Here is a 20720-nt window from a genome sequence, read left to right as displayed (position 1 = left end):
CCCAACCCCCCCACCCCCCCCCCCCCCCCCCCCGTGGTTTTCTCGGGGGTGGGGGGGGGGGGGGGCGGCCCCCCCCCCCCCCCCCCCGTCGGCGCCCTCCGCCACCATCAGGAACCGCGATGAGGTGAGGAACGACAATGACTTCCCGGGTAGGCGTCGGCGGCTGGTACCGGAGCCGCGTCGTGTGGATCGAGGTGTGCCTGCTGGCCGCGTCGATCGGTGTGGCCGCCGTGGTCACCTCGACCACCCCGAGGACGGACCCGGCAGCTCTCCGCCAAGAGATCCTGACCCGGATGCGCACGACCCTCGAGCAGGCGGACCCGAAAGATCATCAGCACGCCGGGCACACCGCCCCAGAGGTGCCAGCCGGAGAGCAGGCCGCGCCGGCGGTCGTCTGCGGAGTCCATGTCTACGGTTACGAGCCCACCGGGGCCGCCACACTGGCCGACGTCCGGACGGTCTACGGCTTCCACCTCTGCGGCGTCGCCGAACAGAAGCGCCATTGGGACGGGGCGGTCAAACTCGTCGGCCCGGTGATCATGGACATGACCACCCGGCCTCCCGGCATTCAGGTGGTCGAGGCGACCGCCGACGTCAGGTTCGTCGACCGGCTACGGGAGATGTTCCCCGACAAGTACGAGGAACTGGCACTCAGGGAAGCGCTTCCTCCAGCGGAGATGGCCGACCTGCGGCGCCGGTACGACGCCGCCGCCGGCCTCTGACCACGCCGGATCGGCGTGCAACGGACCGAGACCGTGCGAGGCGCGGGGGTAGCTGTGACGCTCGCTCACGCGCGCGGCGGGTCCAGGAAGCGTTGCGCCAGGTCGGCCAGGGTGCCGGCGGTGTGGTCGACCGGCGCGGTCGGCAGCACGATGTGGCTGACGACCAGTCGTGCGAGGGATTCGGCGCCGACGGTGACATCATCGGGCGGCACCCGGGGCAGGTGCGTGTCCGCCCACTCCCTCAGCACCGTGACGGCGGCGGCCAGGGCCACGTCGGCGCGGGTGGTCAGGTAGGGGAGCAGGGCGTCGGTGCCTCGGGCACTGTTGAGGACGGCTTTGACCAGCGGATCGGTCCCGGCCTGCGTCAACACGAACGTGACCGCGGCATGGACGGCGGCTCGCACGTCGCTGCCGTGGGCGGACAACGCCTCCCGCACACCGTCCATGAACCGGTCGATCTCGCGGTGGGCGATGGCTTCGCCCAGTCCGGCCTTGTTGGTGAACTCGTTGTAGAGCGTCTGTCTGCTCACGCCCACGCGGGCCGCCACGTCGGCCATTCGTACCGCGTCCCAGCCGCTGTCGATCGCCAGGTCGCGGCCGGCCGTGATGACCGCGTCACGCAGGTGCCGGCGGGCGGTGTGGCGATAAGGCGGAGGGGCGGCCATGGTGCGCCGAGTCTATCGACTGGACACACATGCCTTCGGTGTCCACTGAATTGACGCAGCGACGGATATTGTCAAGCGTGGTTATCCGTGTGACAGTCGACGCAGCGCTCGACACTCCGGAGGCGGTACATGCAGACCTCGATCGATGCTCCAGCAGTCGCCGCCGGTTGGCGTGACGGCAAGAAGCACCTGTGGCCACTGGCTCTCCTCGTGCCGGTGCTGCCGTTTCTGGCGTACGCGTGGTGGAGGGCCGGCGCCGGACCCGCTGCCTGGTGGCTCACCCCGGCGGTGGTCTTCGGACTCATTCCGATCATCGACGTGCTGCTCGGTGACGACGGAGAGAACCCGCCCGACGACATCGCCCGGCGGTTGCAGGAGATCCGTTACTACCGCTGGATCACGTTCCTGTTCCTGCCGGTGCAGTACGCCGCCCTGCTGCTCGGAGCATGGGTCTGGACGCGTGGCGGCCTCGGTGTCGCCGGCGCCGCCGGCCTGGTCGCCACCATCGGGATCGTCAACGGACTGGCCATCAACACCGCACACGAGCTCGGCCACAAGCGCGAGACGGTCGAGCGGTGGTTGTCGAAGATCGCGCTCGCGCCGACCGGGTACGGCCACTTCTACGTCGAGCACAACCGCGGACACCATGTCCGTGTCGCCACACCGGAGGACCCGGCCAGCGCCAGGCTGGGGGAGAGCTTCTACTCGTTCTGGCCACGTACGGTCTGGGGCAGCCTCATCTCGGCGTGGCGGCTGGAGACCGGCCGCTTCCGGCTGCGCCACAGGAGCCCGTGGACGCTGCGTAACAACCTGCTCAACGCCGGGCTCATGACCGTCGTACTCTTCGCCCTGCTGATCGCGGTGTTCGGGTGGCGGCTCGTGCCCTTCCTGTTCCTGCAGGCGATCGTCGGCTTCTCGCTGCTGGAAGCGGTCAACTATCTCGAGCACTACGGATTGTGCCGCCGGCGCACCGCCACCGGCCGCTTCGAGAAGGTCGACCCACGGCACAGCTGGAACAGTGACCGCGTCGTCACCAACGTGTTCCTCTTCCAGCTGCAACGCCACAGCGACCACCACGCCAACCCGCTGCGCCGCTACCAGACGCTGCGCAGCTTCGACGTCTCGCCGCGACTGCCCGGAGGCTACGCCTCGATGGTGTTGCTCGCTCTCGTCCCGCCGCTGTGGTACCGGGTGATGAACCCACGGGTTCTGGCGCACTACGGCGGCGACCTGAACCTCGCCAATCGCCACCCCCGCGCCGAGGCCCGGCTGCGTCGCCGCTACGGCCGGCCCGCCGCGGACACCACAGCGGTTCCCGCCGCCTGACCCGGCCCGGGACGTGTGGGGCTGACGGCACCTCTCTGTGTCAAGGCGTAGGATCTCTGTTCCTGCACGGAACGGGGCCGTGCCCGGCCGATCGCGCCGCTTCGGCCTCGCCGGGCGCCGCGGCGTCCGGGACGAAGGGTGGACACCCCGGATGCACCAGCGGATCCTGCTGCGAGCCCGCAAGGGCCCGTTCGACGTCGTCACCGCCGAGGAGACCTACGAGCGGGACTGGATCGGCAAGAACAGCGGCAACCTGGTCTTCAGCCACGCCGCGCACAAGCTGCTGGCCACCTCGACGGCGGAGATCACCCCGTCGCGGTTCCGGGCGGACCCGCGCGATGCCGACGAGATCAACGAGAAGTACGACGTCTTCGTGATCCCGCTGGCGAACGCGTTCCGCCACGACTACGCGAACCGGTTGACGTCGATGGCCCGGCTGATCGAGCGGCTCAAGATCCCGGTGGTGGTGCTCGGGGTCGGGGCGCAGACCGACGTGGACGGCGGCCTGGAGTCCCTGCGCCCGATCGACGAGCCGGTGAAGGCGTTCTGCCGGGCGGTGCTGGACCGGTCGCACAGCATCGGCGTACGCGGCGAGATCAGCGAGAACTACCTGCGTGCGCTGGGCTTCTCCGCCGTCGAGCAGATCGGCTGCCCGTCGATGTTCCTGCACGGTGACAGCCTGCGGGTCGAGAAGGCGAAGGTGGCCCTGAGCACCCAGGACCGGCTCGCGTTCGTCATCTCGCCGTACGTCCGCGCGTTGGCCCCGCTCGTCCGCCACCACCACCAGCGCTACCCGAACCTGCGCTACATCGCGCAGGGCCTGTACACCCTGGGCACCCTGCTCTACGGCGACGCACCGAACTTGCGCGGCAAGACCGACGACATGCCGATCCACACCTCACATCCGCTCTTCGTCGAGGACAAGGTGCGGATGTTCATGGACCCGTGGCCCTGGATGGAGTATCTCGCCGGATTCGACTTCGCCTTCGGCACCAGGATCCACGGCACCATCACGGCGCTGATCTCCGGCACTCCCGGGTATCTCCTCGCACACGACTCGCGCACCCTGGAACTGGCCCGCTACTTCGACATCCCGCACCGGTTGATGCGCGACGTGCCGCCCGACGTCGACGCCGCCCAGCTCTACGAGGAAGCCGACTACACGGCCCTGAACGAGGGCCACAAGGAGCGGTTCGCGCGGATCACCGCGTTCCTCGCCAGGCACGACCTCGGCCTGTCGTTCGCCGACGGGGACAGCGCCACCCGCTTCGACGAGCAGGTCCGCCGAACCGTCTACCCGCCGGCGGTCCGGCCGGCCTCCGCCTACACCGCCGAGGAACTGCTGGCGCGCATGCAGTGGCTGCGGGACGAGAACCAGGCGCTGCAGCAGAAGCTCAAGGCACGCCGCGCGCAGCCACTGCGCGACCAGGTCAAGCAGGCGGTGGGCGGCCGGGTCCGCCGGATGCTGTCGCGCTGACCGTCGTACGCCTGCGCAGGCTTCGCCGGCCGCGAATCGCGAGAACCCTTCTTATTCCCATCGACCGGCATTACGCTCTGGGCCAGCCCTGAGGTGCATCACATCGGAGGTTCCTATGAGGACGATGACCATCCGTCGCACGACTGCACTCCGTCTGGTGTCCGGCGCACGCCGGCTGTGGATCGAGTGGTGCTGGTAACTGCCGGCCCGGCGGGCGCTCCCGGGCGCCCGCCCCTGCGGCGCCGGGCCCTGCGGTGACGGACGGCGCGGAGCGCTACGACTGCCACCGCGACCACGGACCGTACGCCGGGGTCTCGGCCTTCCTCGGTCGCGTCGCCGCCGACCGGCCCCGCCTGGCGGCCCGGCACGCGGTCGAACTGCACGCGATCGTTCCCCGGCTCGATCCGGCGGCCCGGCCGGCCGCCGAGGAGGAGCCGATCCGCTTCCACCCGGCCCGTCGTACCGCCTGTCTGGCCTACGGCGCGGCGGAGCTGGTGGCAGCCTGGGCCGGCACGCTCCGGCGGCCCGTGACCGTCCGGTTCGATCACGTCGCCAGCGCCGACGAGACGACAGCCGAACTGCTGGGCGCGCTGGCCCGCCGGCTCGGGCCTTCCCCGGTGCGCCTCGACCTGCGCGACGACGGTGCCCCCGACCCGGCGCCCGACGAGCGCACCCCGCAGGCGTTGCGGCGGGCCCTGGGCGACAGCCTGGCCAGCGGCTACTACCACCACGCGGCCCGGGTCGCCCGGCGCGGGCGGGCGGCGGTCACCCCCGACGGCGACCTGCGGCACTGGTGGGCGTTCACCACCGGCCTGGCCACCGCCCTGGCGGCCCTGAACCGGGCCGCCGAGGCGCTCGACCTCTACGACGAGGCGCGGGCCGCCACCGACGATCCGAAGATCACGATGTCGGCGGCGTACGCCACCGCCATGCTGCACGCCCGGCACCTGCCGGCGGCCGACCAGGACCCGGCGCTGGCCCGGCAGTGGCTGGAGCGGGCGCTGTACCTCGCCACCGAGCTGGCCGACCCACGCCAGCGGCTGTTGTCGACGGTCTTCTACGAGCAGGGCCTGGCGCTGCTGGACAGCCGGGCGGGCCGGCCCGACCGGGCGCTGCGGCTCGTGGACGACGGGCTGGCCCGGCTGACGGCCGCGCTCGGTCCCGGTGAACGCCCGCAGGACCTGGCCCGGCTGCGCCACAACCGGGCGCAGGTGTACCTCGCGCTGGGCGACCCGGCGCGGGCGCTGGCCGACCTGGACACCGTGATCGCCCACGACCCCGGCAACTGCGAGTACTACGTGGACCGCGCCGCCCTCTACCGGGCGGCGGGCCGGACCCGAGCCGCGATCAGGGACTACGACGCCGCCATCCGGCTGGGACCGCACCTGCCCGAGGCGTACTACAACCGGGCCGCGCTCCAGCAGGAGCGGGGCCGCCCCGAGCGGGCGCGCGCCGACCTGGAGCGGGTGCTCGCCATCGAACCGGGGCACCTCGACGCCCGGATCGCCCTGGTCAACCTGCACGTGGAGCGCGGCGCGCTGGACGCCGCCGAGGCGGGCGCGCGGGCCGGGCTGGCCGGCGCTCCGCAGGAGCCCGCGCTGCTGTGCACCCTGGGCCTGGTCCTCGCCGAGCGTGGCCGGGCCGCCGAGGCCGACGAACTGCTCACCCGGGCCCTGAGCGGTGACCCCGAGCTGGTGGAGGCGTGGACGAACCGGGCCGCCGCCCGGTTCGAGCGCGGCGACGTGGCCGCCGCGCTCGCCGACCTGGACCGGGCGGTGGCGCTGTCGGAGGCTCCCGTGCCGCGCTACAACCGGGGTACGGCCCTGGCCCGGCTGGGCCGGTGGGACGAGGCGGCCCGCGACTTCGCCCAGGCGCTCGCCCAGCCCGGCCTGGACCGGGCCCTACGGCGGGATCTGCGGGCGGAACTCGCCCGGTGCCGCCGGGCGCTGGCCGTCTGACCCGGCCCGGCCGGGGAGCCGGCGCTCGTCGTGCGCCGGCCCCGGTCCGGGGAAGGGGAGTGGGCTCAGCAGCCCTGGCGGCGGCTGTAGATCTGGTGGCGCTGACCGGCCCATCCGATGTAGCCGACCGCCTCGACGCAGTAGTTCGCCGTGCCGGTGACGGCGACCGGGCCGGCGTAATAGCTGAAGTCACCGGAATTGGTGTCCGCGCCGCCCGACCGGGTGCAGTGCGCGCCCTCGCCCGACCGCTCCGCGCAGCGGTAGATCTGCACGAAGGTCGGCGCCGACTTCCCGTACGCCGCGCCGCGGTGGTAGAAGCAGGCGCTGTTGGTGCCGCCGTTGCTGCTGTTGTAGTAGATCACCAGTTCACCGAGCCCGGACGACTGCACCTGGCTGTAGGTGATGGTCCCCGAGCAGGAGCCGGCCGCGTGGGCGGCGGGAGCACCGACAGTCAGGCCGGCCGCGACGGTCACCAGCGCGGTCAGCGCCGAAAGCATGCGTCTCATGAACTACCCAATCCACAGTCGACTGTTCCGGAGTGGATCTTAATCAACCGGTGACCTTCACGGTGGCCCCAATCCATAGGCAACCACCTATTGACAAACAATATTAACAATTGGACCCTGCTGAGAGAGCGCTCTCCCGTCCCCCTGTCTCCAGCGAGGTGTCGCCATGCGTCTCCGAAGAAGGCTGCTCGCCGCCGCGTCCGCCCTGCTCGCCGGGCTCACCGGCGCCGTCGTCGCCACGCCCGCCCAGGCGGTCGGACCGGCGTTGCTACCGGTCACCGTCACCAACACCACCGGCCGCAGCGACCCGGTCTACCTCTACGTCATCGGCGTCCAGCTGTCCTCCGGCCGGCTCGGCTACGTCACCTCCGGCGGTGCCTTCGTGCCGTGGACCGGCGGGCAGATCCCGCCGTCACCCGCGCCGGACGTCTCCATACCGGGCCCCGGCAACGGCGGCAGCACCACGATCCAGTTCCCCCGCGGCTTCTCCGGCCGGGCCTACTTCTCCCTCGGGCAGAAGCTGACGTTCTTCCTCACCCCGGACGGACTGGTGCAGCCCGCGCCCTGGGCGGCCGGTGACGCGAACCGCGACATCCTGTTCGACTGGAGCGAGTTCACCTACAACGACTCCGGGCTGTGGCTCAACAGCTCCCAGGTCGACATGTTCGCCATCCCGCACGCGGTCACCGTGACCGGCGCCAACGGCGTCACCAAGCGCACCGGCGACGTGGTGGCCAACGGACGCAACGCGGTCATCGACGGGATCCGGGCGCAGCCGGGCTGGGCCGGCACCGTCCACACCCGCTCCGACGGGACCGTGCTGCGCGTCCTGGCTCCGGGCAAGGCGGCCGGGGCCGGTCTGCTCAGCACCACGTACCTGGACTCGTACATCGCGTCCGCGTGGAACGCGTACACCACGAAGACCCTGACCGTGGCGCCCTTCGCCGACCAGCCGGCCATCCGGTACTACGGCCGTACCTCGGGCAACACCATGACCTTCACCAACGGCAGCGGCCAGGTCGTCGCCTCCTTCAACCGGCCCTCCTCGGCCAGCGTCTGGGGCTGCGACGGCGACCTGCCCGCGCCGAACGACCAGGCGGTCGGCCCGATCTCGCGTACGCTCTGCGCCGCCCTCAACCGCGGCACACTCGGCACCATCGACACCCAGCCCAGCACGAACGCCGCCGACTTCTACCGCAGCAACCCCACCAACCAGTACGCCCGCCTGATCCACGCCAACATGACCGACGGCCGGGCGTACGCGTTCGCCTTCGACGACGTCGGCGGATTCGAGTCGCTGGTGCACGACGGCGACCCCCGTTCGGCCGGACTGATCCTCAGCCCGTTCACCGGCGGTGGCGGCGGCACCCCGACCACCGGGGTGCCAGTGGTCAGCAACTGGAACAACAAGTGCATCGACGTGCCGAGCTCCAACTTCGTCGACCGCGCGCCGCTGCAGATGTGGAACTGCAACAACACCAACGCGCAGAAGTGGACGTTCAGCGGCACAGCGCTCAAGAGCCAGAACAACAAGTGCATGGACATCGACGCCGGGTCCACCGCGAACGGTGCGGCGGTGCAGCTCTACACCTGCAACGGCACCGGCGCCCAGCAGTTCACCCTGAACGCGGCCGGAGACCTGGTCAACCTCCAGGCCGGCAAGTGCGTCGACATCAAGGACTGGAACGGCAACGACGGCGCGAGGCTCCAGCTCTGGGACTGCGGGGGCACGGCCAACCAGAAGTGGCGCAAGGGCTGACCGGCCCTGCGACGGGGGCGGGGGCCGACCGCGAGTCGCTCCCGCCACCCGCCAGCGCGACGGACGACGCGCGTCAAGCACCGGGCGAGCCGGCGGAGGCCGTTGTCCCAACGGGACGCCGGCCTCCGCGACCGGGCTTGGGCCCCGCGACGGCTCGCCGTCCCGCAGGACGGACGCGCCGACCACGTCGGCTCTCCGCCCCATACGATAGACAACGGTGCTGGTTCGCCGCGCCCGTGACGGGTGTGGCGTCGTAAGAGGGAACCCGGTGTGAGTCCGGGACTGCCCCGCAGCGGTGAGTGGGAACGACAGCCGTCATCGAAGCACTGGACCGTGAGGTCTGGGAAGCGACGGCCAGTAGGTGACCGGGTGGATCCGGTCGCGCCCGCGAGTCCGAAGACCTGCCCGCACCGCGCGCACCGTCCGGTGTGCGCCGCCGACGGTCGCTCGGGACGGCCGGTGCGGAAGCCGGTACGCCGCCTGTACCCCTTCCCTCCCGCCCCGATCGGCCTCGTGTGCTTCGAGGGAAGGGATCTCCATGAGTACCGCATTCGGTCAGAGCACCGTGCTGGGCTATCCGCGTATCGGGGGCAACCGGCAACTCAAGAAGGCCGTCGAGGCCTACTGGGCGGGCCGGATCGACGCCGAGGAGTTGACGGCGACCTCTGCCGCGCTACGGGCGAAGGTCTGGCGGACGCTGCGCGACGCGCGCCTGGACGCGATCCCGTCCAACACGTTCTCCTTCTATGACCACGTGCTGGACACGGCCGTCGCCGTCGGCGCGATCCCGCACCGGTTCGCCCGTCTCGGCCTCGGCGATCTCGGCACCTACTTCGCCATGGCCCGGGGCGTCGATGCCGAGCCGGCGCTCGAACTGACGAAGTGGTTCGACACCAACTACCACTATCTGGTTCCCGAGATCGGCTCCGACACCGCCTTCGCGGCGAATCCCGACAAGGCGCTGCGCGAGTACCGTGAGGCCCGCGAGCTGGGAATCGACAGCCGGCCGGTGCTGGTCGGGCCGGCCACATTCCTGCTGCTGGCCAAGCCCACCGAGGCGCGCGGCGAACCGTTCGACCGGTTGACCGACCTGGCCGACGTGTACGCCGACATCCTGCGATCCCTCGCCGCGGCGGGCGTGCGATGGGTGCAGCTGGATGAACCCGCCTACGTCGCCGACCGGAGCACCGCCGAGATCGACGCGTTGCGGGAGGCGTACACCCGGCTCGGCGCGGTGGAACAGCGGCCGGCGATCTTCGTCGCCACCTATTTCGGCGAGCTCGGTGACGCGCTGCCCGCCCTGCTCGACACGCCGGTCGAAGCGGTCGGCGTGGATCTGGTGGCCGGGCCCGGCAACCTGCGGCGGCTGGCCGGTGCGGGACCGCTGCGCGGCAAGACGATCGTGGCCGGCCTCGTCGACGGCCGCAACGTCTGGCGTACCGACCTGCGCGCCGCCGTGGCGGCTGGTGCCGCCGTCACCGCCCTCGCCGACCACGTCGCCGTGTCCACCTCGTGCTCGCTGCTGCACGTGCCGGAGGACCTGTCCGCCGAGACCGCTCTCGACCAGGCGTTGGTTCAGCGGCTCGCCTTCGCCCGGCAGAAGGTCGATGAGGTCGTTCGGCTCGGCCGCGCGCTGCGCAACGGCACCACGTCCCTGCCCGAGCCGCTGCCGCCCACCCCCGCCGCATGGCGCGACGACACCGTACGCGGCCGGCTCGCCGCACTGCGCGCCACGGATCGGCAGCGCGGCGCGTACCCGGAGCGAGCGGCGGCACAGCAGGCCCGGCTGAATCTGCCGCCCTTGCCGACCACGACCATCGGATCGTTCCCGCAGACCGACGAGCTGCGCCGCGCGCGTGCCGAGCATCGAGCCGGCCGCCTCGACGACACCGTCTACACCCGGCGTATGCGCGCCGAGGTCGAGCACGTCGTCCGGCTTCAGGAGCGGCTGGGTCTGGACGTGCTCGTGCACGGCGAGCCGGAACGAAACGACATGGTCCAGTACTTCGGCGAGCAGCTGGCCGGGTTCGCCGCCACCGAACACGGCTGGGTCCAGTCCTACGGCTCCCGATACGTGCGTCCGCCCGTCATCTACGGCGACGTGGCACGCAGGGCGCCGATGACCGTCAACTGGTCCACCTACGCGCAGTCGCTGACCAACCGGCCGGTCAAGGGCATGCTCACCGGCCCGGTCACGATCCTGGCCTGGTCGTTCGTCCGCAGCGACCAGCCACTGGCAGACACCGCGGACCAGGTCGCGCTCGCCCTGCGCGACGAGTGCCGTGATCTCGAGGCAGCCGGTATCCGGGTCATCCAGGTCGACGAGCCGGCGCTGCGTGAGACGCTGCCACTGCGCAGGGCGGACCAGAAGGCGTACCTGGACTGGGCAGTCGGGGCGTTCCGCCTGGCCACCTGCGGAGTCGCCGACGACACCCAGATCCACACCCACCTGTGCTACTCGGAGTTCGGGGAGGTGATCACGTCCATCGACGCCCTCGACGCCGACGTCACAAGCATCGAGGCATCCCGCTCCCGGATGGAGGTCCTCGACGACCTCGCCGCGATCGGATACCGCCGGGGTGTGGGGCCCGGCGTCTGGGACATCCACTCACCCCGGGTGCCGTCCCACGACGAGGTCGTCGGCGCGCTGCGCCGGGCCGTGGCCGCGGTGCCGGCCGAGCGGCTGTGGGTGAACCCCGACTGCGGCCTCAAGACGCGCGGCTATCCCGAGGTCGAGGCGTCCCTCAAGCACCTGGTCGCCGCCGCGGCCGAGCTGCGCGGACGCTGAGCCGGCGGGCCGGGCGGAACGCCGCGCCGTTCCGCCCGGCCCGGACCCGGTTCAGCCCTTGACAGACCGTGCCCCGAGCGCCGAGGCTGCATGAAGTGATGTGTGTCGATGTGCGGGGGGCATGATGCGACGCAGGATCTTCGCGCTGGCTACAGCCGCCGCGGTCGTCGTCGGCGGGGCCACGACGATGGTGCTGCGGCCGGCCTACGCCGCGACGGCATGCACGGTGGACTACACGATCACCCGGGAGTGGTCCAGCGGCTTCTGGGCCGAGCTCACCGTCACCAACCTGGGCTCTCCCGTCACCGACTGGTGGCTGCGGTTCCGGCAGGCGGGCGGTCAAACGATCACCATGGGCCTCGATCGGCTGCCGGACGGATACACGCTCGGCAGTGGCGAGATGTACCCGATGACCACGCTCCGTCCGCCGGCAGGCTCCACGCTGCCGACCGGCGCCTCGGTGACTGTGCGGTTCGGCGGCAACTACCAGGGTGCCGACCCCGAACCGACCGACTGGGTGTTGAACGGCCAGTCGTGCGACGCGGACGTCGCCGACCCGACCGGCTCGTCGCCGCCGCCGGCCTCGGGGAGCCCGCGGCCCAGCCCACTGCCGGGCGGGCCGTCGGTGGCGCTCACCTCGCCCCTGCCCAACGACTTCTTCGCCGCGCCGGGCGTCATCCCGATCCGTGCGGAGGCCGCGGCGGCGCCCGGCCGGCGAATCGAGCGGGTCGAGTTCCGCGAGCGCGGCACGCTGCTCGCCGTGGACACCACCGCGCCGTACGCGTTCGACTGGCGTGGCGTGCCGCCGAACAGCGGCACCCGTGTCTCCGCCACCGCCTACGACAGCAGCGGCGCCCAGGCCACCGCCGAGGTCCGCGGCATCCGGGTGCTCCCGCCGCAGGCACCCGGCGCCGCACCCGCGCTGAAGGCGTTCGGCAACCGCATCCTCACCGTCACCGCGGATCCGAGGCCGTACCGGCCACGCGGAATCATCCGGTCGGCCGCGCCCGGCGAGTGCGCATGGGGACCGATCCGCTGGGACGGCCCGGTCGACGACGCGTCAGTGGGCGCGCTGCGGGCCCGCGGCGTCAACGCGGTGCGGGTCGTGCTGAGCGACGCCTGCTACGTCTACACCGGCAGCCCCACGGACAGGCAGAACCGGGTCGGCTACCTCGACGAGGCGGCCCGGTACGTCGACCGGCTCGTCCGGGCCGGCATCACACCCGTCGTGTCGCTGCGCCAGAGCGACATCCTCGCCACCCGCTCCTTCTGGAACGCGGCGGCGGAGGTGTTCGGCGACGACAACGCGGTGGTCTTCGACGCCTCGCCGTACGACTTCCCGGCGGCCGGCGACGCCGATCCCGCGGCGGTCTGGACCTGCTGGCGCGACGGCGGTCCCGCGTGCCTGGGCACCGGCCTGCCGGCCTTCGGCGTGCAGGAGCAGATCCGCCTGCTTCGCGTCCACGGCTCGTTCAACCTGGTCCTCGCCGCCGGGATCGACGGCGGCAACGACCTGCGGCGGTGGCTGGAGTACCGCCCGGCCGACCCGGACGGCCGCAGCGTGGCCGCCGCCTGGCGCGTCGACGATCGCTCGGCCTGCGCCACGCCGGCCTGCTGGCAGTCCACTCTGCTCCCGGTCGCCGCCCAGGTACCGCTGATCGCCACCGACGTCAGCGCCGGCCCGGGAGCGCCGACGTTCGTGCCGCGGACGGTCACCTGGCTCGATCGGCACGGCATCGGCCACCTGCGCCGGTGACCGGCCTCATTGGCAGTCGGTGAGCTGGTCAGACCGTCGTACGCGACCACTGCTGGTTGGCGCCGGTGTTGCACGTGTACTGCTTGAGGACCACACCGTCAGCTGTCGATGCGGCCGGTACGTCCACGCACTTGCCGCTGTGCCGTGCCCGGAGCTGGAAGTAGCTGCCGCCTGTGACCATCTGGAACTGCTGGTTGGTGCCGCTGCCACAGGTGTACTGGATCAGTTCGGCGCCGTCGGCGGTGGACGCGCTCACCACGTCGAGGCACTTCCCGCTGTTGCGGGAGATGAGTCGCCAGTAGCCGCTGCCGGCGTCCTGGAACTGCCACTGCTGCCACGCATTGCCGTTGTACGTGTACTGGCCGACGCGCGCGCCGTTGTCGGTGTTCGGTTGCTGGACGTCCATGGCCTTGCCGCTGTGTCGCACGGTGATCCGGTAGAACGTGCCAGTCGGCGGGGGCGTCGTGGGGCCACCCCCGATGGTGTCGCCCCACGCGTACCGGATCTGGTCGGCGCCGGAGTTGTTGCGGACGGTCAGGTTGAGGTCGGTGCCGCTACCGCTGAGCGAGTACATCGAGTACCAGTCGTAGCCGATGGTGCCGGGCTTGCCGCCGAGCGCGGGCCAGTAGGTGCCGCCCATCCGGTTGTCGCGCATGACCTGGGCCATGGCGCGGATGTGGCGCACGAAGTTGTCGGTGCTGTTCGCGTCGGCGTAGTTGCGGCCGTCGTTCATGGGGGCGCCGAACTCGGTGGCGACCGCCCGCGACGCGCAGTTGCCGAGGCGGGTCTGGATGTGGCTCCGGAAGGCGTCGTAGGTCATCTCGCCGTAGAAGAAGGCGTAGTGGTGGAACGACAGCAGCGTCGAGGCGAACCGTGTGTCGTCGCAGATGTCCCGCAGGTCCTGACTGAACCCGGTGCCCCCGATGAGCACCCGGCTGGGCACCGCCGAGTAGTGGTAGCTGAGCCAGTCGGCCGCGACGTTGCGCCACTCCGTCGAGCTGTAACCGTGCGGCTCGTTCATCGGCTCGAAGTAGACGTTGGGGTTCGAGCCGTACGTGTTTGTCACAGTGGACCACATCGTGTTCCACGCGGCGAGGTTCGTGATCCTGCCGCCGGAGGCGGCACCGTCCTCCCAGTAGGCGAGGATGACCTTGAACCCGCGGGCGGTGGCGGCGTCGATGGCGCCCCGGTAGGCCTCCCACCACGCCGTCCCTACCGTGTGGGTGTTGATGGGCAGCCGGACGGTGTTGACCCCCATGGTGGAGGCCATGTCGTCATAGAGGGCGTTGGCCTTGACCCGCACCGTCGCGTTGCTGTCGGAGGAGCTCAGGCCCTGCACGACGAGGGGACCGGTGCTGAAGTTGTCACCCAGCACGGCCCAGTTCATGCCTCGGAACTGGTTCGTGGCGGCGATGGCCGGCGACGAGATGACGACGCCGCCGACCATCGCCGTCGTCGCGGCCACCAGCGCGATCAGCAGCCGGCGAAACGACCGGGCGCTCCGCGACCACCTGGTCCGCGTCAAGAAGTGGTGAGTCACCGATCTGGCCTCTCTGGGTTCGGACATCAGGCTGATCGTTAGCGCTAACATCGCTGAATCGCACTCAAGCCAGGACTTCGCGGTCTTGGCGTCGTCGACGTGCAATCCGGGCAGCTCCGGCGCGTAATGGTGAGGCGGGCGGATGTGCTCTGGTTGTGACGTGCGTGTTGCGGACAAGTGTTAGCGGTCTCATCTGGAGAGTCAAGGAATCGACCAAGGTCGTTCAATCGGGCACCGGTCCGCCGGCCTCCGCCGGGGGCAGAGACCAGGCACGCAGGACGGTGCCCGGCACTAGATTGAGGCGGTGAGCCGGGGCGAACCATCGGTGGAGGCCGGTCCGTCGGGCGAGGACCTGACGGCAACGCTGCTGGCTGCGGCGCGTGCGGGCGACGGCGCGGCCTTCAGTCGTCTGGTCGCGCCGCTGCGGGACGAGCTGCGTGCGCACTGCTACCGGATGCTCGGTTCCTTCCACGACGCGGAGGACGCGGTCCAGGACACCATGGACCGGGCGTGGCGGGCTGTCGACCGGTTCGAGGGGCATTCGATCCGGCCATGGCTCTACCGGATCGCCACCAACCGGGCGCTGTCTCTCCTCCACTCGCGCGGGCGGCGTGAACTGCCCACCGATTTCACCGCCCAGGGCGTGTCCCGGGCCGAGGTGAGCTGGCTCGAACCGTACCCGGACCGCCTCGCGGCCCCGTCCGTTCAGCCGGACCCGGAGGCCCACGTGATCGCGAGGGAGGCCATGGAACTCGCGTTCGTCGCCGCGTTGCAGCATCTGCCACCGCGACAACGTGCCGTTCTGCTGCTGCGCGACGTTCTCGGGTACTCCGCCGAGGAGACCGCCGCGATGCTGGTCTCCACCGTCGCCGCGGTCAACAGCGCGATGCAGCGCGCCCGCCGGATCGTCGCCGGGCTGACGCCGCCGGACAGTCAGCAGCGGATCCTCGCCGACCTGGGCGACGCGGGGCAGCGGGAGGTGGCCAGGCGGTACGCCGAGGCGTGGGAGTCCGGCGACGTCGAGACGATCGTGGCGATGCTGACGGAGGACGCGCGGTACTCGATGCCGCCGCTGACCATCTGGTACGAGGGCCATGCGCAGATCCGCGGTTTCCTGGCTGAGGTGACCGCGGGGCGAAGGTGGCGGTTCCGGCCGGCGAGCGCCAACGGGCAGCTCGCTTTCGGGACGTACCTGTGGGACGACTCGGCTGCCGCCTACCTGCCGGCGGGGCTGGACCTGCTCGTGCTGCGGGGGCGCCGGGTGGCCGAGGTCGTCTCGTTCCTCGACGCGCGCCTGCCCGCCTTCGGCCTGCCGGATCGGCTGCCGGAAAGTTCGCGCGGACGCGATGAGTTCGCGGTCCGGTCGGGGTTGTAGTCCTGACGGGTTTCACCAGCCACGAAGGGCAGAGCCGACATGCCGAGCAACGAAGAACAGATCCGCGGCCTGGTCGAGCGCTGGGCCGCCGCGGTTCACGACGGGAACCTCGCCGGCGTCCTGGCCGGCCATGCCGAGGACCTGGTGATGTTCGACGTGCCGCCGCCGTACGAGGGCGTACGCGGACTGGACGCCTACCGGGAGATCTGGCCGCCCTTCTTCAGGTGGCAGGCACAGGGCGCGTCGTTCGAGGTCGAGTCGCTGGACGTCGTCGCAGGCGAGGACGTGGCCTTCGCGTACGCGCTCGTGCGCTGCGGCACGGCAGCCGACTTCGCCGCACGTCCGGCGAACCGCCTGCGGGTGACGTTCGGCCTGCGGAGGCGAGAGGGCCGGTGGGTCGTCACCCACGAACACCACTCCTTCCCGCTCGCCGATCCCGCCGCCGAGGCGGCTCCGGACGCGGCCGTCGCCGAGGCGGAGGTACGCGGGCTCCACCGGCGCTGGTTCGACGGCACCGCGGCCAAGGATCTCGATGCCCTGATGGAGGCCGTCGCCGACGACGTGGTCTCGTACGAGCACGACCAGCCGCTGCGACACGTCGGCGTGAACGCGGTCCGCGAGATCTGCGCGGCGGGCCTGGCGGCGTCGGGTGACGGATCAGTCGCCTGGGACGTGCCCGACCTGACGATCGTGGTCGACGGCGACCTCGCCGTCGCGTGGGGCCTCAACCACGTCTCGGTACGCCCGAACGGTGGTCCGCCGATCGAGAGCTGGTCCCGGGGCACCCGGGTCTTCCAGCGACGCGACGGGGCCTGGCTGATGACACACCAGCACCTCTCCTACCCGTACGACCCCTCGACCGGGACGGCGCGGACGGATCTGCGCCCGTAGCGGCGCGAGCACGACGTCGCACACCGAGTCGTCCATCGACGTTCATCCAACAGATCGGCGCGCGTAAGCTCCGCACGGTCGGATCTGGGGAACCTACCGAGGAGGTTCCATGGATCGTCGAACGATGTTGCGGGCCACTGTTGTCGGTGCGGGCGCTGTCGCCCTGCCGTTCACGGCATGGTCGGCCGCGTACGGAGCTCCGGCGCAGAACGCGGCGGGCCCCTACGGTGGGCTCCAGCCCGCCGACGCCAACGGCATCCAGTTGCCGGCCGACTTCACCAGCTCGATCGTCGCGCGATCCCGTCGGACGGTGCCGGGGACGTCGTACACCTGGCACGACGCTCCGGACGGTGGCGCCGTGTTCCCGAACGGCACCGGCTGGATCTACGTGTCGAACTCCGAGGTGTCAGCCGGGGCGGGCGGCGGTGCCTCACGACTCGTCTTCGACTCCAGCGGTGCCGTGATCGGGGCGTCGCGGATCCTCGCCGGCACCGACAACAACTGCGCCGGCGGGAAGACACCGTGGAACACCTGGCTCTCCTGCGAGGAGGTGTCCCTGGGCCGGGTCTTCGAGACGTACCCCCTCGGCGGGACCGCCGTGGCGCGTCCCGCGATGGGCCGGTTCAAGCACGAGGCGGCCGCGGCCGACCCGGTCCGCAGGGTCGTCTACCTGACCGAGGACGAGACCGACGGCAAGTTCTACCGGTTCGTGCCGGCCACCTGGGGCGACCTCTCCGCCGGAGCCCTCCAGGTCTTCCGCGCCGGTACGGCGACCTCCGGCACGTTCACCTGGGCCACGGTGCCCGATCCGGACGGCTCGCCCACCCCGACCCGGCAGCAGGTGTCCGGCGCGAAGACGTTCAACGGCGGCGAGGGCTGTCACTACGCGGACGACACCGTCTGGTTCACCACGAAGGGCGACAACCGCGTGTGGCAGGTCAACCTGGCTGCCGGCACGTACGAGCTCGCCTACGACGACAACCTGGTCAGTCCGGGCACCGCTCCGCTGACCGGGGTCGACAACATCACCGGGTCCACTGCAGGTGACCTGTACGTCGCCGAGGACGGCGGGAACATGGAGGTCTGCATGATCACGCCCGACGACAAGATCTCGGTGTTCCTGCGGATCACCGGGCAGAGCGGTTCGGAGATCACCGGGCCGGCGTTCACCCCGGCGGGGGACCGGCTGTACTTCTCCTCGCAGCGCGGCACGACCGGCTCGTCGTCCGGCGGCATCACCTACTGCGTCACCGGGCCGTTCCGCCGTTGACCGACTGCCTGCCCTGCTGACAGTGACCACACGGCGAAGGACGCCCGGGGAAGACCGGGTGTCCTTCGCCGGCGCGCCTCGCCCGGACGCGCGGGGTCGAGGTCTCGGCGCCAGGATGTGAAACCGCGCGCCGACCTGCTCCCGGCCCGGCTGCGCGGCCGCGCCGAGGTCGCCGTCCTGGCCGGTTACGGGATGCTCGCCGCCTACGGCTACGGCCTGCTGATGAACCTGTCGTCCTGGCCGTTCCGCGTCGGCGCGGACACCCACCTGTCCTACGTCCTCACGCGGGGCGGCCGACCGGGCGGCGGGCGATGTGGTCCCCGGTCTGCGACCCCGCATCCGCTGCGGTGTCGAGCGCGGCTGACCGGTTCGCCCGGCTTGCCATTGTTCGCTATGGATAGGCTACTACCCTGATACGTCACGTCCGCGCGTCCACCGGAAGGATGTGAGTCGTGTCGGCGGATGTTTCGTCTCGTCCGGCGCCGCACGTGCTGGAGGCGGTGCTGGAGCGGTTGACGTTCGTGAATGAGGAGACCGGCTACACGGTGGCCCGCGTGGCGACCGGCCGAGGGTCGGATCTGCTGACCGTGGTCGGGTCGCTGCTCGGGGCGCAGCCGGGGGAGAGCCTGCGGATGCGGGGCTGGTGGTCGTCGCACCCGCAGTACGGGCGCCAGTTCGATGTCGTCTCGTACAGCACCGTGTTGCCCGCGACGATCCAGGGCATCCGCCGTTACCTGGGCTCGGGGCTGATCAAGGGGATCGGTCCGGTCTTCGCCGAGCGGATCGTCGACCACTTCGGCGAGGACACCCTGCGGGTGATCGAGGAGGAGCCGGCCCGGCTCGTGGAGGTGCCCGGGCTGGGCCCGAAGCGCACCGCGAAGATCACCGCGGCCTGGCAGGAGCAGAAGGCCATCAAAGAGGTGATGGTCTTCCTGCAAGGGGTCGGGGTGTCCACGTCGATCGCGGTGCGGATCTACAAGAAGTACGCCGACGCGTCGATCGACGTGGTGAAGACCGAGCCGTACCGGCTGGCCGCGGATGTGTGGGGCATCGGGTTCAAGACGGCCGACACCATCGCGCAGGCGGTCGGGATTCCGCACGACAGCCCCGAACGGGTGAAAGCCGGATTGCAGTACACGTTGTCGCAGGCCACCGAGAACGGCCACTGCTACCTGCCCGCCGAGCAACTGGTCGCCGACGCCACCAAGATCCTCGACGTACCCGGCGGCCTGGCCGCTCGATGTCTGGACGACCTGGTCGCCGAGGAAGGCGTCGTGCGCGAGGCGCTGCCCGGCCCGGACGGGCCGACGGCCGCGATCTACCTGATCCCCTTCCACCGGGCCGAGATGTCGCTGGCCGGCTCGCTGCTGGCGCTGTTACGCGACCAGGACGACCGGATGCCGCACTTTGCCGCCGTGGACTGGGCGAAGGCCCTGGCCTGGCTGAAGGCCCGCACCGGCACCGACCTGGCACCCGAGCAGGAGCAGGCGGTGCGGCTCGCGCTCACCTCGAAGGTCGCGGTGCTGACCGGTGGACCGGGCTGTGGCAAGAGCTTCACCGTACGCTCGATCGTCGAGCTGGCCGCCGCGAAGAAGGCGAAGATCCTGCTGGTCGCCCCGACCGGCCGCGCCGCGAAACGCCTGGCCGAGCTGACCGGGCAGCCCGCGACCACGGTGCACCGGCTTCTCAAGCTGCAGCCCGGCGGTGAGGCCAGCTATGACCGGGACAACCCGCTCGACGTGGACCTGCTCGTGGTCGACGAAGCGTCCATGCTCGACCTGATCCTGGCCAACAAGCTGGCCAAGGCGGTCCCGCCGGGGGCGCACCTGCTGCTGGTCGGTGACGTCGACCAACTCCCGTCGGTCGGCGCCGGTGAGGTGCTGCGCGACCTGCTCGCCACCGAGACGATTCCGCGGGTGCGGCTCACCCAGGTGTTCCGGCAGGCTGCCGACTCGGGCGTGGTCAGCAATGCCCACCGGGTCAACGCGGGACGACCCCCGATCCTGCAAGGTATGCGGGACTTCTTCCTGTTCGCCTGTGACGACACCGAGGTCGCCGCCCGGCTGACCGTCGAGGTCGCCTGCACCCGTATCCCGGCCAAGTTCGGCCTCGACCCGCGCCGCGACATCCAGGTTCTGACGCCCATGCATCGTGGGCCGGCCGGCGCGGGCGCCCTGAACACACTGCTCCAGCAACAACTGACCCCGGCCCGCGAGGGCGCGCCGGAACGCCGGGCCGGTGGGCGGGTTTTCCGGGTGGGCGACAAGGTCACCCAGATCCGCAACAACTACGACAAGGGCGAGGCAGGGGTGTTCAACGGCACCCTCGGTGTGATCACCGCACTCGACAGCGACGAGCAGACCTTGAGCGTCCGCACGGACGAGGACGAGATCATCGCGTACGACTTCGATGAGCTCGACGAGTTGGCCCACGCGTACGCGATGACCATCCACCGCTCGCAAGGCTCTGAGTACCCCGCCGTCGTCATCCCGCTGACCACCAGCGCGTGGATGATGCTCCAACGCAACCTGCTCTATACCGCCATCACCCGTGCCAAGACACTCGTCGTCCTCGTGGGGTCACGCCGAGCCCTGGCCGCCGCGATTCGCACCGTCGGTGCGGGCCGCCGCCACACCGCACTGACTCACCGCCTCGGCAGACCCCGGTAGTGGCCGGCATGCCTGGCT

General features: G+C 71.0%; 15 protein-coding genes, 1 pseudogene and 1 riboswitch. Of the genes and pseudogenes, 13 read left to right on the top strand and 3 right to left on the bottom strand.

Annotated features, from left to right (window positions below):
* The first annotated feature begins 137 nt into the window (after positions 1 to 137).
* The gene (locus SM452_RS28415; protein ID WP_366623437.1) at positions 138 to 722 is read left to right on the top strand and encodes a hypothetical protein; all 585 of its coding nucleotides are present in this window, start codon (positions 138 to 140) and stop codon (positions 720 to 722) included.
* A gap of 65 nt (positions 723 to 787) precedes the next feature.
* On the opposite strand, the gene SM452_RS28410 is transcribed toward SM452_RS28415, so the two are convergent.
* Positions 788 to 1387 carry a TetR/AcrR family transcriptional regulator gene (locus tag SM452_RS28410; RefSeq protein WP_262015078.1) on the bottom strand — a complete coding sequence of 200 codons (600 nt, stop codon included), beginning with the start codon at positions 1385 to 1387 and terminating at the stop codon, positions 788 to 790.
* Positions 1388 to 1516: 129 nt separating this feature from the next.
* On the opposite strand from SM452_RS28410, the gene SM452_RS28405 reads away from it, so the two are divergent.
* The 3 genes from SM452_RS28405 (at position 1517) to SM452_RS28395 (ending at position 6148) form a co-directional block, all read left to right on the top strand.
* Positions 1517 to 2713, top strand: a complete 1197-nt coding sequence (locus SM452_RS28405) for an alkane 1-monooxygenase (protein WP_463841059.1) — start codon at positions 1517 to 1519, stop codon at positions 2711 to 2713.
* A 151-nt stretch (positions 2714 to 2864) separates the two neighbouring features.
* Positions 2865 to 4190 (top strand): polysaccharide pyruvyl transferase family protein, encoded by a 1326-nt coding sequence (locus SM452_RS28400; protein WP_463841058.1) that lies wholly within the window; start codon positions 2865 to 2867, stop codon positions 4188 to 4190.
* 254 nt (positions 4191 to 4444) lie between these two features.
* The gene (locus SM452_RS28395) at positions 4445 to 6148 is read left to right on the top strand and encodes a tetratricopeptide repeat protein (protein ID WP_357209758.1); all 1704 of its coding nucleotides are present in this window, start codon (positions 4445 to 4447) and stop codon (positions 6146 to 6148) included.
* Positions 6149 to 6213: 65 nt separating this feature from the next.
* Here SM452_RS28395 and SM452_RS28390 read toward each other — a convergent pair whose 3' ends face one another.
* On the bottom strand, positions 6214 to 6654 hold the full coding sequence (locus SM452_RS28390) for a hypothetical protein (RefSeq protein WP_262015074.1): 441 nt from the start codon (positions 6652 to 6654) through the stop codon (positions 6214 to 6216).
* A gap of 166 nt (positions 6655 to 6820) precedes the next feature.
* On the opposite strand from SM452_RS28390, the gene SM452_RS28385 reads away from it, so the two are divergent.
* The 3 genes from SM452_RS28385 (at position 6821) to SM452_RS28375 (ending at position 12957) form a co-directional block, all read left to right on the top strand.
* On the top strand, positions 6821 to 8413 hold the full coding sequence (locus SM452_RS28385; RefSeq protein WP_463841057.1) for a beta-1,3-glucanase family protein: 1593 nt from the start codon (positions 6821 to 6823) through the stop codon (positions 8411 to 8413).
* A 204-nt stretch (positions 8414 to 8617) separates the two neighbouring features.
* A riboswitch (cobalamin riboswitch) is annotated at positions 8618 to 8836 on the top strand.
* A 115-nt stretch (positions 8837 to 8951) separates the two neighbouring features.
* Positions 8952 to 11201, top strand: coding sequence for a 5-methyltetrahydropteroyltriglutamate--homocysteine S-methyltransferase (metE, locus tag SM452_RS28380; RefSeq protein ID WP_463841056.1), 2250 nt, complete (start codon positions 8952 to 8954; stop codon positions 11199 to 11201).
* Between the two features lie 121 nt (positions 11202 to 11322).
* A complete protein-coding gene (locus SM452_RS28375) occupies positions 11323 to 12957 on the top strand; it encodes a cellulose binding domain-containing protein (RefSeq protein WP_463841055.1) in 1635 nt (544 codons plus the stop codon).
* 28 nt (positions 12958 to 12985) lie between these two features.
* Here the strand turns inward: SM452_RS28375 and SM452_RS28370 are convergent, their stop codons facing one another.
* Positions 12986 to 14344 (bottom strand): RICIN domain-containing protein, encoded by a 1359-nt coding sequence (locus SM452_RS28370; RefSeq protein WP_463841054.1) that lies wholly within the window; start codon positions 14342 to 14344, stop codon positions 12986 to 12988.
* Here SM452_RS28370 and SM452_RS28365 point away from each other — a divergent pair.
* The 6 genes and pseudogenes from SM452_RS28365 (at position 14343) to recD2 (ending at position 20702) form a co-directional block, all read left to right on the top strand.
* Positions 14343 to 14492, top strand: a complete 150-nt coding sequence (locus tag SM452_RS28365; protein WP_355511403.1) for a hypothetical protein — start codon at positions 14343 to 14345, stop codon at positions 14490 to 14492. The two genes, SM452_RS28370 and SM452_RS28365, sit on opposite strands and share 2 nt — an antisense overlap.
* 357 nt (positions 14493 to 14849) lie before the next feature.
* Positions 14850 to 15872 carry a sigma-70 family RNA polymerase sigma factor gene (locus SM452_RS28360; protein WP_463841068.1) on the top strand — a complete coding sequence of 341 codons (1023 nt, stop codon included), beginning with the start codon at positions 14850 to 14852 and terminating at the stop codon, positions 15870 to 15872.
* Positions 15873 to 15911: 39 nt separating this feature from the next.
* Positions 15912 to 16763, top strand: a complete 852-nt coding sequence (locus tag SM452_RS28355; RefSeq protein ID WP_463841053.1) for an SgcJ/EcaC family oxidoreductase — start codon at positions 15912 to 15914, stop codon at positions 16761 to 16763.
* Positions 16764 to 16872: 109 nt separating this feature from the next.
* Positions 16873 to 18033 carry an alkaline phosphatase PhoX gene (locus SM452_RS28350; RefSeq protein ID WP_463841052.1) on the top strand — a complete coding sequence of 387 codons (1161 nt, stop codon included), beginning with the start codon at positions 16873 to 16875 and terminating at the stop codon, positions 18031 to 18033.
* A gap of 129 nt (positions 18034 to 18162) precedes the next feature.
* A pseudogene (locus SM452_RS28345) lies at positions 18163 to 18312 on the top strand (ECF transporter S component); the annotation flags it as partial.
* 173 nt (positions 18313 to 18485) lie between these two features.
* Complete coding sequence (recD2, locus tag SM452_RS28340) at positions 18486 to 20702, top strand: SF1B family DNA helicase RecD2 (protein ID WP_463841051.1); 2217 nt, start codon at positions 18486 to 18488, stop codon at positions 20700 to 20702.
* Positions 20703 to 20720: the final 18 nt, after the last annotated feature.

Source organism: Micromonospora sp. SYSU B005, assembly GCF_055362685.1.
Note: the sequence above shows the minus strand (reverse complement) of the source record. Positions and strands in the feature narration are given on the sequence as shown.